The organism is Streptomyces sp. S6 (genome assembly GCF_054880855.1).
Window position 1 is genome coordinate 1 of the sequence record NZ_JBTYMC010000194.1, and the last position, 12,892, is coordinate 12,892.

General features: G+C 69.5%; 9 protein-coding genes. 3 read left to right on the plus strand and 6 right to left on the minus strand.

Features of this window, described 5'->3' with window-relative positions:
* The first annotated feature begins 282 nt into the window (after window positions 1-282).
* Window positions 283-4,254, plus strand: coding sequence for a HAMP domain-containing protein (locus ACVNF4_RS23760; protein WP_461804904.1), 3,972 nt, complete (start codon window positions 283-285; stop codon window positions 4,252-4,254).
* Window positions 4,255-4,357: 103 nt separating this feature from the next.
* Here ACVNF4_RS23760 and ACVNF4_RS23765 read toward each other — a convergent pair whose 3' ends face one another.
* Both ACVNF4_RS23765 and lepA read right to left on the minus strand, forming a co-directional pair.
* Window positions 4,358-6,235 (minus strand): AMP-dependent synthetase/ligase, encoded by a 1,878-nt coding sequence (locus tag ACVNF4_RS23765; protein WP_461804905.1) that lies wholly within the window; start codon window positions 6,233-6,235, stop codon window positions 4,358-4,360.
* 201 nt (window positions 6,236-6,436) lie between these two features.
* A complete protein-coding gene (gene lepA / locus ACVNF4_RS23770) occupies window positions 6,437-8,305 on the minus strand; it encodes a translation elongation factor 4 (RefSeq protein WP_461804906.1) in 1,869 nt (622 codons plus the stop codon).
* 222 nt (window positions 8,306-8,527) lie between these two features.
* On the opposite strand from lepA, the gene rpsT reads away from it, so the two are divergent.
* The gene (gene rpsT, locus ACVNF4_RS23775) at window positions 8,528-8,794 is read left to right on the plus strand and encodes a 30S ribosomal protein S20 (protein ID WP_461804907.1); all 267 of its coding nucleotides are present in this window, start codon (window positions 8,528-8,530) and stop codon (window positions 8,792-8,794) included.
* 220 nt (window positions 8,795-9,014) lie between these two features.
* Here rpsT and ACVNF4_RS23780 read toward each other — a convergent pair whose 3' ends face one another.
* The 3 genes from ACVNF4_RS23780 to ACVNF4_RS23790 form a co-directional block, all read right to left on the minus strand.
* Window positions 9,015-9,413, minus strand: a complete 399-nt coding sequence (locus tag ACVNF4_RS23780) for a nuclear transport factor 2 family protein (RefSeq protein WP_461804908.1) — start codon at window positions 9,411-9,413, stop codon at window positions 9,015-9,017.
* Window positions 9,414-9,569: 156 nt separating this feature from the next.
* Complete coding sequence (gene holA / locus ACVNF4_RS23785) at window positions 9,570-10,556, minus strand: DNA polymerase III subunit delta (RefSeq protein WP_461804909.1); 987 nt, start codon at window positions 10,554-10,556, stop codon at window positions 9,570-9,572.
* 38 nt (window positions 10,557-10,594) lie between these two features.
* A complete protein-coding gene (locus ACVNF4_RS23790; RefSeq protein ID WP_461804910.1) occupies window positions 10,595-10,840 on the minus strand; it encodes a hypothetical protein in 246 nt (81 codons plus the stop codon).
* Between the two features lie 36 nt (window positions 10,841-10,876).
* Here ACVNF4_RS23790 and ACVNF4_RS23795 point away from each other — a divergent pair, with 36 nt between their 5' ends.
* On the plus strand, window positions 10,877-11,569 hold the full coding sequence (locus ACVNF4_RS23795) for a VOC family protein (RefSeq protein WP_461804911.1): 693 nt from the start codon (window positions 10,877-10,879) through the stop codon (window positions 11,567-11,569).
* A 217-nt stretch (window positions 11,570-11,786) separates the two neighbouring features.
* Here the strand turns inward: ACVNF4_RS23795 and ACVNF4_RS23800 are convergent.
* On the minus strand, window positions 11,787-12,892 hold a 1,106-nt coding region (locus tag ACVNF4_RS23800; protein ID WP_461804912.1), incomplete at its 5' end, for a ComEC/Rec2 family competence protein.

Sequence of the window (12,892 nt, forward strand, 5' to 3'; positions counted from 1 at the left end):
TGAACACCCGTCGCAGGAAAAGGAGTTCACCGTCATGACCGTACGTGTCGGCATCAACGGCTTCGGCCGGATCGGCCGCACCTATCTGCGCGCGGCCCTGGAACGCGGCGACGCGCGGCGGCCGGCGGGTACGGGTGAGCGGGGTCGACTCCCGTTGGGTCGGAATGGTCCCCATGGCCGGCTCCCCTCCCCGGGCAGTTGGTTCGAATACACCTCGGTCGACACCGACAGAGTGACAGACTGGCTACGCCCATAAGCGTCGAGTTACCGAAGTGGGCCGTCATGAGTGAGAACACTGCTGTGTGTGTGCTCGAAGAGGGTTCAATTGAGGGCGGAATTCGAGCATCTGCGCTACGCCCCCTGCTCACCGCCCTGCTCGCAGCCCGCGACGGCGACTTCGCGCGCGCCATGGCTCCGGTCGAGGGCGAGGGGATCGTGGCCGAACTGGCCACCGCCTTCAACCAGATCGTCGACCGCAGCGAGCACTTCAACACCGAGGTGCGGCGCGTGAAGCGCGAGGTGATCCGCAACGGCAGGCTGGACGAGCGGGTCTCGGCCAGTCCGGGCCAGGGCCGCTGGACCTCACGCGTGGACGACGTGAACCAGCTCCTGGACGCGCTGGCGGCTCCTGCGGCGAACGCCGCCCGGGTGCTGGACGCGGTGGCGGACGGCGATCTGACCCAGCGTGTCGACCTGCACGACGGCACCCGTCAACTCCGGGGTGACCTGCGCCGGTTGGGCCGGGCGGTGAACCGGATGGTCGACCAGCTCTCGCTGTTCACCGGCGAGGTGACCCGGGTCGCCCGCGAGGTCGGCACCGAGGGCCGGCTCGGCGGACGCGCCAAGGTGCGCGGCCTGTCGGGGAGTTGGCGGGACGTGACGGACGCCGTCAACACGATGGCGGCCCGGCTGACGGCCCAGGTGCGGGACATCGCGCTGGTGACGACGGCGGTGGCGCGCGGCGATCTGACCCGGACGGTGACGGTCGAGGCGACCGGTGAACTCCTCGAACTGAAGCTGACCGTGAACACGATGGTGGACCAGCTCTCCGCGTTCGCCGACGAGGTCACCCGGGTCGCCCGCGAGGTCGGCACCGAGGGCAACCTGGGCGGCCAGGCGCAGGTGCGGGGCGTGTCCGGGGTGTGGAAGGGCCTGACCGACAACGTCAACTTCATGGCGTCGAACCTCACTTCGCAGGTCCGCAACATCGCGCAGGTGACGACGGCCGTCGCGAACGGCGACCTCAGCCAGAAGATCACCGTGAGTGCGCGGGGCGAGATCCTCGAACTGAAGGACACCGTCAACACGATGGTCGACCAGCTCTCCGCGTTCGCCGACGAGGTGACCCGCGTCGCCCGCGAGGTCGGCACCGAGGGCCAGTTGGGCGGTCAGGCCCAGGTCCGGGGCGTCTCCGGCGTCTGGAAGGACCTCACGGACAACGTCAACTTCATGGCGGACAACCTGACTTCGCAGGTCCGGAACATCGCGCTCGTCTCGACGGCCGTCGCCCAGGGCGACCTCGGCAAGAAGATCACCGTCGAGGCGAAGGGGGAGATCCTGGAGCTGAAGACGACCATCAACACGATGGTGGACCAGCTCTCCGCGTTCGCCGACGAGGTGACCCGCGTCGCCCGCGAGGTCGGCACCGAGGGCAACCTGGGCGGCCAGGCGCAGGTGCGGGGCGTGTCCGGGGTGTGGGAGGAGCTGACGGACAACGTCAACTTCATGGCCCTGAACCTGACTTCGCAGGTGCGGAACATCGCCCAGGTGACGACCGCCGTGGCCAACGGCGACCTCTCCAAGCAGATCACGGTGGACGCGCGGGGCGAGATCCTCGAACTGAAGGACACCGTCAACACGATGGTGGAGCAACTGCGGGCGTTCGCCGACGAGGTGACCAGGGTCGCCGCCGAGGTCGGCACCGAGGGCAACCTCGGGGGGCGGGCCCAGGTGCGGGGCGTGTCGGGGGTGTGGAAGGACCTCACCGACAACGTCAACTACATGGCGGACAACCTGACTTCGCAGGTGCGGAACATCGCTCAGGTGGCGACGGCGGTGGCGCAGGGCGACCTGTCGAAGAAGATCGACGTGGACGCGCGGGGGGAGATCCTGGAGCTAAAGACGACCATCAACACGATGGTGGACACGCTCTCCGCGTTCGCCTCGGAGGTGACCCGGGTCGCCCGCGAGGTCGGCTCCGAGGGACAACTCGGCGGCCAGGCACGGGTGGAGGGCGTGTACGGCACCTGGAAGCGGCTGACGACCAACGTCAACGAACTCGCCCTGAACCTCACCACGCAGGTCCGCGCGATCGCCGAGGTCGCCTCGGCCGTGGCACAGGGCGACCTGACCCGAGCGATCACCGTCGAGGCGCGCGGCGAGGTCTCCGAGCTGAAGGACGACGTCAACCGGATGGTGGCGAACCTGCGGGAGACGACCCGTGCGAAGGACTGGCTGGAGTCCAACCTGGCCCGCCTCGCCGGGCTGATGCAGGGCCACCGGGACCTGATGGAGGTCGCCGACCTGATCCTGCGGGAGCTGACCCCGCTGGTGAACGCCCAGTACGGGGCGTTCTACCTGGCCGACCCGGCGGACCACACCGTCGGCCCGGCGAAGGGCCTCGCGTTCATCGCCGGGTACGGCGCCGTCGAGACCGGCGGGCTGCCGGTGCACGGGCTGGTCCGGCAGGCGGCGCGGGAGAAGAAGCGCATCCTGGTCGAGGAGACCCCGGCGGACTACATCAAGATCGCCAGCGGGCTCGGGGAGGCGGCGCCGACGACGGTCGTCATCCTCCCGATCCTCTTCGAGGACACGCTCCTCGGGGTCGTCGAACTCGCCGCGTTCTCCCGCTTCTCGGACGTCCACCTCGCGTTCTTCGACCAGTTCGTGAACACGATCGGCGTCGCGATCAGCACGATCGTCGCCAACTCCCGCACCGAGGCGCTGCTCGGCGAGTCCCAGCGGCTGGCCCACCAGCTCCAGGAACGCTCCGACGAACTCCAGGACCAACAGGCCGAGTTGCGCCGCTCCAACGCCGAACTCGCCGAGAAGGCGGCCCTGCTGGCGACGTCGTCGCAGTACAAGTCGGAGTTCCTCGCGAACATGTCCCACGAGCTGCGCACCCCGCTCAACTCCCTGTTGATCCTGGCCCGGTTGCTGTCGGACAACCCGGACGGCCACCTCTCCGAGCAGGAAGTGCAGTTCGCGACGACGATCCACCGCTCGGGCTCCGACCTCCTCCAGCTCATCAACGACATCCTCGACCTGTCGAAGATCGAGGCGGGCCGGATGGACGTCCGCCCCAAGCAGCTCCCGCTGATCAAGCTCCTCGACTACGTGCACGCCACGTTCCGCCCGCTCACCCTCGACCGGGGCCTCGCCTTCGAGGTGTCCGTCGGTGACGACGTGCCGCGCACGATGCACTCCGACGAGCAGCGCATCCAGCAGATCCTGCGCAACCTGCTGTCCAACGCGGTGAAGTTCACGGCGGCGGGCCGGGTCGAACTCCGGGTGACCCGGGCCCCGTTGGACATGATCGCGTTCGCCGTCACCGACACGGGCATCGGCATCTCCCCGGGCGAACTCCCGGCGGTCTTCGAGGCGTTCCAGCAGGCCGACGGCACCACGAACCGCAAGTACGGCGGCACGGGCCTCGGTCTGTCCATCAGCCGGGAGATCGCGGGGCTCCTCGGCGGCAGGATCGTCGCGGAGAGCGCCCCGGGCCTCGGCTCGACGTTCACCCTGTACGTGCCGGTCACCAGCCCCGGCCACCTCGCGCCGCCGGAGCGGGAACCGGACACCCCGCCGGACGCCTCGCCGGAGCCGTCCACCGGCCCCACCGACTCCTGGCGCACCGGCCGCGCCGCCGGGGTCCTGCCCGGACGCCGGGTGTTGATCGTCGACGACGACATACGCAACGTCTTCGCCCTCACCCACGTCCTCGGCAGGGTCGGCATGGACGTCCAGTACGCGGAGAACGGCCGGGAGGGCATGGAACTCCTCGCGGCCGACCCGGAGATCGAGCTGGTCCTGATGGACATCATGATGCCGGAGCTGGACGGGTACGAGACGATCACCGCGATCCGCGAATCCCCCCGCTGGGAGGGCCTGCCGATCATCGCCCTCACGGCGAAGGCGATGCCGGGCGACCGCGAGAAGGCGATCGCCCGGGGCGCGGACGACTACGTACCGAAGCCGGTGGACGTGGACAGCTTGGTGAACCTGATGTGCCGGTTACTGGAGGACAGGACCTGAGAGCTACGCCCCCCAGGCCCCCTGCCTGAGAGTTACGCCACCCAGGCGCCCTACCTGAGAGCTACGCCTCCCGGGCCCCTACCCGAGAGGCACGCCTTGAGGGTTACGCCTCCCGAGTCCCCGCGTACATCTCGTCCAGCAACCCCTTGTACACCCGCTCCACCACCGGCCGCTTCAGCTTCAGGCTCGGCGTGATCTCCCCGTGCTCCACATCGAGATCCCGGGGCAGCAGCCGGAACTTCTTGATGGTCTGCCACCGCTGGAGCCCGGTGTTCAGCTCGTCCACATACCCCTGGACGAGCTGGACCGTGGCCGGCGCCGCGACGACCTCCGCGTACGACTTCCCGCCGAGCCCGTTCTCCTCGGCCCACCCGAGGATCGCCGCCTCGTCGAGGGCGATCAGCGCGGTGCAGAAGTTCCGGTCGGCGCCGTGCACGAGGATGTTGGAGACGTACGGGCAGACCGCCTTGAACTGTCCCTCGGCCTCGGCGGGCGCGATGTACTTCCCGCCGGACGTTTTGATCAGGTCCTTCTTGCGGTCGGTGATCTTCAGGAAGCCGTCCGGGGAGAGCTCGCCGATGTCCCCGGTGTGGAACCACCCGTCGGACTCCAGCACCTCGGCGGTCTTGTCGGGGAGCTTGTGGTAGCCCTCCATGATCCCGGGGCCGCGCAGCAGGATCTCCCCGTCGTCCGCGATCCTGACCTCCGTGCCGGGCAGCGGCTTGCCGACGGTCCCGGTCCGGTACGCCTCGCCGGGGTTGACGAAGGACGCGGCGGAGGACTCGGTGAGCCCGTACCCCTCAAGTACGTGGATACCCGCGCCGGAGAAGAAGTACCCGATCTCCGGGGAGAGCGCGGCGGACCCGGAGACGGCGGCCCGCAGCCGCCCGCCGAACGCCTCGCGGATCTTGGCGAAGACGAGCGCGTCGGCGGCCTTGTGCTTCGCGGCCAGCGCGAACGGCGCGGTCCGGTCACCGGTCCGCATGAAGTTGTCCTGCGTGACCTTCGCGTACTCCCGGCCGACCTCGGAGGCCCACTGGAAGATCTTGTATTTGGCGCCACCGCCCGCACGGGCCTTCGCGGCGACCCCGTTGTAGACCTTCTCGAAGATGCGGGGGACGGCCGCCATGTACGTCGGACGTACTACGGGAAGGTTCTCGATGATCTTGTCGACCCGGCCGTCGACGGCGGTGACGTGCCCGACCTCGATCTGTCCCGAGGTGAGGACCTTGCCGAAGACGTGGGCCAGCGGCAGCCACAGGTACTGCACGTCCTGCGCGCTGATCAGCCCGGTCGCGGCGATCGCCTTCGCCATGTAGGACCAGTTGTCGTGCGGGAGGCGTACCCCCTTGGGGCGACCCGTAGTACCCGAGGTGTAGATCAGGGTCGCCAGCTGGTCCTTGGTGATCGCGCCGACCCGCTCCTCGATCAGACCGGGCTCCTTGGCCAGCCGCTCCGCGCCCCGCTGCTCCAGCTCGTCGAGGGTGAGGATCCACTCCTCGCCGGTGTCCGCGCCGGTGGGGTCGATGACGACGACGTACGCCAGGTCGGGCAGCTCGGCACGGCGCGCGACGGCCTTGGCGAGCTGCGCGGCGTCCTCCGCGACCAGCACCCGGCTCTCCGAGTCGGAGAGGATGTACGCCGACTCCTCGTCGTTGGTCTGCGGGTAGACCGTCGTCGTCGCGGCGCCCGCGCACATGATGCCGAGGTCGACGAGGATCCACTCGATCCGCGTCGAGGAGGCGAGCGCGACGCGCTGCTCCGGCTCGATGCCGAGCCCGATCAGACCGGCGGCGATCGCGTGCACCCGCTCGGCGGCCTGCGCCCAGCTCAGCGACTGCCACGTGTCGGGCCCCTGGCCGGACGACGCCGGCACCGGGTACCGGTACGCCTCCGCGTCGGGCGTGGCCGTCACCCGCTCCAGGAAGAGGCCCGCCACGGACGGCGGGCGGTTCTCGATCAGGGTCTGTGTGTCGCTCACGACATCCTCCGGGGCCCGCGACGGTGCGGCGGTTGTGCTGCGCGGCTTTTTAACTCACGAGTAACTAACAGGCAGGCATCAGAGTAAAGGTCGTCCGGCCCGGGCGTAAGGGGTCACGGACGGTCACTTCGGCCTGTATGACAGCGGTTACGACAACGGGGCCCGCCGCGTTCACACGCGACGGGCCCCACAAGTCCCGGCCTACTTCTTCCCCTTGCCCGAACCCGCGCTGTCGTCACTGCTCAGGACAGCGATGAAGGCCTCCTGCGGGACCTCCACGGAACCCACCATCTTCATCCGCTTCTTGCCCTCCTTCTGCTTCTCCAGCAGCTTCCGCTTCCGGGAGATGTCACCGCCGTAACACTTGGCGAGGACGTCCTTGCGGATGGCACGGATGGTCTCGCGGGCGATGACCCGGGAGCCGATGGCCGCCTGGATCGGCACCTCGAACGCCTGGCGCGGGATCAGCTCGCGCAGCTTGGCGACCAGCCGGACACCGTACGCGTACGCGGCGTCCTTGTGCGTGATCGCCGAGAACGCGTCGACCTTGTCGCCGTGCAGCAGGATGTCGACCTTGACCAGCGACGACGTCTGCTCGCCGGTGGGCTCGTAGTCCAGCGAGGCGTACCCGCGGGTCTTCGACTTCAGCTGGTCGAAGAAGTCGAACACGATCTCCGCGAGGGGCAGCGTGTAGCGGATCTCGACCCGGTCCTCGGAGAGGTAGTCCATCCCGAGGAGGGTGCCGCGCCGGGTCTGGCACAGCTCCATGATCGCCCCGATGAACTCGGTGGGCGCGAGGATCGTGGAGCGTACGACGGGCTCGTACACCTCCATGATCTTGCCCTCGGGGAACTCGCTCGGGTTGGTGACGACGTGCTCGGTGCGGTCCTCCATGACGACGCGGTACACCACGTTCGGCGCGGTCGCGATCAGGTCGAGGCCGAACTCGCGCTCCAGGCGCTCCCGGACGACGTCGAGGTGGAGCAGGCCGAGGAAGCCGACGCGGAAGCCGAAGCCGAGGGCCGCGGAGGTCTCCGGCTCGTAGACGAGCGCGGCGTCGTTCAGCTGGAGCTTGTCGAGGGCCTCGCGCAGCTCCGGGTAGTCCGAGCCGTCCAGCGGGTACAGGCCGGAGAAGACCATGGGCTTGGGGTCCTTGTACCCCCCGAGCGCCTCCGTGGCCCCCTTGACCTGGCTGGTGACGGTGTCACCGACCTTCGACTGGCGGACGTCCTTCACGCCGGTGATCAGGTAACCCACCTCGCCGACACCCAGGCCGTCGGCGCTGAGCATCTCCGGGGAGTTGGTGCCGATCTCCAGCAGCTCGTGCGTCGCGCCGGTCGACATCATCCGGATGCGCTCACGCTTGTTGAGCTGGCCGTCGATGACACGGACGTACGTCACGACACCGCGGTACGAGTCGTACACCGAGTCGAAGATCATCGCGCGGGCGGGCGCGTCCTTGACCCCGACGGGCGCCGGGACCTCGCGGACGACCTTGTCGAGCAGGGCGTCGACACCGAGACCGGTCTTCGCGGAGACCTTGAGGACGTCGGAGGGGTCGCAGCCGACGAGGTTCGCCAGCTCCTCGGCGAACTTCTCCGGCTGGGCCGCCGGGAGGTCGATCTTGTTCAGCACCGGGATGATCGCGAGGTCGTTCTCCATCGCGAGGTACAGGTTCGCGAGGGTCTGCGCCTCGATGCCCTGCGCCGCGTCGACCAGGAGGACGGTGCCCTCGCAGGCGGCGAGCGACCGGGAGACCTCGTAGGTGAAGTCGACGTGCCCGGGGGTGTCGATCATGTTGAGGATGTGCGTGTTGCCCGGGTCCTCGGTCGGGGCCCAGGGCAGACGCACGGCCTGCGATTTGATCGTGATGCCGCGCTCGCGCTCGATGTCCATGCGGTCGAGGTACTGGGCGCGCATCTGGCGCTGCTCCACCACCCCGGTCAGCTGGAGCATGCGGTCGGCGAGCGTGGACTTGCCGTGGTCGATGTGCGCGATGATGCAGAAATTGCGGATCAGCGCCGGGTCGGTACGGCTCGGCTCGGGCACATTCTTAGGGGTCGCGGGCACGCAGGGTCCTGTCTCTTGAGGCGCCTTGTGCCTCGGGTCGGATCGATACGTAGCTTCCATGGTCCCATGGGCGGCGACCAGGTCCCGGTTTGGGCTGGCCGGGTGGCCGCTGCTACTGTGGACAGCTGTGTCTCATGCCCTCTCAGCGCGAGGCACACCCCAAGAAATCACCTGGTCCGGGGCCCTCGCGGTCCCGTGCCTGAACCTGAAAAGGCTCAATCAGTGGCGAACATCAAGTCCCAGATCAAGCGGATCAAGACCAACGAGAAGGCGCGGCTGCGCAACAAGGCCGTCAAGTCCTCCCTCAAGACCGCGATCCGCAAGGCCCGCGAGGCCGCCGCCGCGGGTGACGTCGAGAAGGCCACCGAGTACCAGCGCGCTGCCGCGCGTCAGCTCGACAAGGCCGTCTCCAAGGGCGTCATCCACAAGAACCAGGCCGCCAACAAGAAGTCGGCGCTTGCTTCCAAGGTGGACGCGCTCAAGGGCTGAACCCCTTTGATCTGAGCGGGCCCCCTCCTGATACGAGGGCTCCCGTCGCCGGAAGGACCCAGAGCGGGCCCTCTCTCATCCGCTCCCGTCCGGCACCCTCAAGGCTCCGCGCGCGGCCTGCGTTCGCCACGCGGGCGCGGAACCGAACCAGCTCGACCTGAAGGCCCCGGCCTCCAGCCCTTCCCCAGGGCGGAGAGCCGGGGCCTTCGGCGTTCTCCTCTCAGGCCCAGAACGCGTTCCCGACGTCGATGTCCTCGACGCACTCATCGAGATCCGTGATCTTGTCCCCGACGATCCGGAACACGATCCCCCCGACCTCGTCGATCCGCCGCCCGTCCGGCCGCTCCCCCGTGAACCGGTGCACGGACACCGCGTGCCCCCGCCCGTCCACCAGCACGTTCTTCACCTCGACCCGCAGAGTCCCACCGGTCTCGGCGAACAGCTGTCCGTACATCTCGAAGATCGAGTCCAACCCTTTGAAGTCCCCCGACAGCGGGTGACTCCCCGGCACATGATGCGCACAGTCCGCCGTCATCATCCCCCTCAGCGCCTCCAGATCCCCCCGCGAAAACGCCTCGTACCCCGCCCTCACCAACAGAGCATGCGGATGCCCAGCCATCCCAACCGCCACCTCTCACACCAGGGCGATCCCGACTGACACCCCTCAATTCTCCCCCTTCTCACCTCGCCCCGCCCCACCAACAACAAGCCCAGCACCCCGCAAGCGCGGGCAAGCGCCAACGCCCCCCACCTCAGCCACCCCACAACCCACCCCCTACCGCCCCCGAGACCTCGCAGCCTGAGCGATCACCACAACCGCCTTCTCCAACGCATACTCGGGATCATCCCCCCCACCCTTCACCCCCGCGTCCGCCTCGGCCACAGCCCGCAGCGCCACGGCCACCCCGTCCGGCGTCCACCCCCGCATCTGCTGCCGCACCCGATCGATCTTCCACGGCGGCATCCCCAACTCCCGCGCGAGATCAGCCGGCCGCCCCCCACGCGCGGACGACAGTTTCCCGATGGCCCGCACCCCTTGCGCCAACGCGCTGGTGATCAGCACCGGCGCGACCCCGGTCGACAACGACCACCGCAACGCCTCCAACGCCTCAGCCGCCCGCCCCTCGACAGCCCGATCGGCGACGGTGAAACTCGACGCCTCGGCCCGCCCGGTGTAGTACCGCCCGACGACAGCCTCGTCGATGGTCCCCTCGACATCCGCACCCAACTGCGACACCGCGGACGCGAGCTCCCGCAGATCGCTCCCGATCGCATCGACCAGCGCGGAACACGCCTCGGGAGTCGCCGACCGCCCACTCGCCCGGAACTCCTGCCGGACGAACGCGAGCCGGTCCGCCGGCTTGGTCATCTTCGGACAGGCGACCTCCCGGGCCCCCACCTTCCGCGCCGCCTCCAGCAACGCCTTCCCCTTGACCCCACCGGCATGCAGCAGCACCAGCGAGATGTCCTCGACCGGCGCCCCCAGATAAGCCTTCACATCCTTGACGGAGTCAGCCGAAAGATCCTGCGCGTTCCGGACGACCAGCACTTTCCGCTCGGAGAACAGCGAGGGACTCGTCAACTCGACCAACGTCCCCGGCTGCAACTGCTCCGCCACCAGATCCCGCACATCGGTGTCCGCGTCGGCCTCCCGGGCCGCCCGCACGATCTCCTGCACGACCCGGTCGAGCAACAGCTCCTCCTGCCCCACGGCAAGCGTCACAGGGGCGAGGAGATCATCATCAGCACGTTTCTTGGCCATCCCCCCAAGCATGTCACGCACGTCTGACACCCCACCCCCTACGGCTCCTCCCGCCACCCCTCCCACTCCCCCGCGAACGCGTCCAGTTCCTCCGCCCCGAGCCGCCCCTCCTCGTCCCGCAGCACCACCAGCCACTGCGCGTCCTCCGCGTCGTCCTCCCCGGCCAACGCGTCCCGCACCACCCCCGGCTCCTCCCGCACCCCGAACCGCTCCCGCAACTCCTCGACCACCTCCTCCGCCGCATCCCGATCCGGCAGCACCAGCACATGTCTCACATCGCTCACGCCCCCATTCTCTCCCGCGGCTGCCAGACTGCGGCCATGGAGCGAACCCTGAGCCGCCCGGAAGCCTCGGACGCCGTCCAGGACCACGGCTGGCGCTACATCCTGGGCGCACTACAGACGTCGGTCCCGACCGCGACGTCCGCTCAGGCGCTCACCTCGGCAGCGGACGCCGTCGCGGCGTGCGGCGACGATGCTGACGGCCACCTCCGCATCGACATCCGCCCCGACCGGGCCCTGTTCACCCTCCAGTCGACAAAACACGCGACGGTCACCACGCTGGACGTCGACCTCGCGCACCGGATCACCGCCGCCCTCGGCAGGTCCGGCCACCGGCCGACCTCCGGCACCGCACCGGAGGCACCCCGCTCCGTCCAGCTCCTGGAGATCGCCGTCGACGCCCTGGACATCGCCGGGATCCGCCCGTTCTGGAAGGCCGTCCTGGGCTATACCGACGAGGCCGGCGCCGACGGCCCAACCGACCCCCTCATCGACCCCCTGTGGCAGGGCCCAGCCGTCTGGTTCCAGCAGATGGACCACCCACGCCCCCAGCGCAACCGCCTCCACCTCGACATCAGCGTCCCCCACGACGAGGCCCCCCGCCGCGTCGAATCCGCCCTGGCCGCCGGCGGCCACCTCGTCTCCGCCACCCGCGCCCCCGCGTTCTGGGTACTCGCCGACCAGGAGGGCAACGAGGTCTGCGTCACCACCTGGCAGGGCCGGGACGGCTGAAACCGGGGACGACCGGCACCGGGGACCGGTGAAGCCGGAGACCGGTGAAGCCGGAGACCGGTGAAGCCGGAGACCGGTGAAGCCGGAGACCGGTGAAGCCGCATCCACTTCACCCCCGTCCTCGCGCCCCAACCCTCACCTGCCGCCGGTGAAGATCGAAGGCCGTCGTCCTCACCCCCGCCCTCGCACCCCACCCCTGACCCCAACACCCACCCCCTCACCCACCCCCCGACACCCGCACCCCCTCCCCCGCCCCGCTCACAGCCAGCCCCCCGTCCAGATCCGTCCGCATCATCACAGCCCCCGCCCCCCGCAACGCGGCAACCGTCCCCGGCGCCGGATGCCCATAGGAGTTCCCGGCCCCGCAGGACACCACCGCCACCCGAGCCCCCACGGCCCGCAGCAACCCGAAGTCCTGATGGGCCGACCCGTGATGTGCCACCTTCAGCACATCCACCCCACCCCGCAGCACCCCACCCGCAGCCGCCCACATGGCCCGCTGCCCCACCGGCTCCAGATCCCCCAGCAGCAACACCTTGAGCCCACCCACCCGAACGAGCATCGCCACGCTCGCGTCATTGGCCCCCTCCACCGGCGCACCCCCACCAGGCGGCCACAGCACCTCCCACTCCAACGCCCCCACCCGCCGCCGCTCCCCCGCAGCCGCCCGCACCACCGGCACCCCCGCCTCCCGGGCCACCCGCCGGACGAACCCCACCTGATCCACCGGCTCCTCGAACCCGGTCACCTCGATCGCCCCCACGGCCCGCCCCCGCAACACCCCCGCCAACCCGGCGACATGGTCGGCATGAAAGTGCGTGAGCACGACCAGCGGCACCCGAGTGACCCCCAGTTTCCTCAGACACCGATCGACGGCCCGAGGATCGGGCCCGGCGTCGACGACGACCCCGGCCCCGTCCCCCGCGTACAGCACGGACGCATCCCCCTGCCCCACATCGCAGACGGCGAACCGCCACCCGGGCGGCGGCCACCCCGTCACCACCCGGGTGACAGGCGGCGGTTGCAGCACGACCAGCACCAGCACCACCCCGACCGCACCCCACCACAACGGCCGCCCCACGACCCGCCGCCCGAGCAGCACCCCCACGACGGTCACCAGCGCGAGGACGACGGCCCCACCCCACCCACCGGGCCAGTCCACCCCCGCCCCGGGCAACGCGGCCCCGGTCCGGGCGACCCCCGCGATCCACAGACGTATCTCGGGCTTGCCAACGGGGGGTTGAGCTCCATGAGTTGGGACAGCTGGGTGGGGGAACATCGGTCGTAGGGAGCCGGTTCTGTGGGGGCTTGCTCCGGTTGACT

Bases quoted from the DNA above. Each gene is read 5' to 3' on its own strand.
- ACVNF4_RS23760 (WP_461804904.1), top strand. From the start codon at position 283: ATGAGTGAGAACACTGCTGTGTGTGTGCTCGAAGAGGGTTCAATTGAG.
- ACVNF4_RS23780 (WP_461804908.1), bottom strand. From the start codon at position 9,413: ATGGCTGGGCATCCGCATGCTCTGTTGGTGAGGGCGGGGTACGAGGCG.
- holA (WP_461804909.1), bottom strand. From the start codon at position 10,556: ATGGCCAAGAAACGTGCTGATGATGATCTCCTCGCCCCTGTGACGCTT.
- ACVNF4_RS23795 (WP_461804911.1), top strand. From the start codon at position 10,877: ATGGAGCGAACCCTGAGCCGCCCGGAAGCCTCGGACGCCGTCCAGGAC.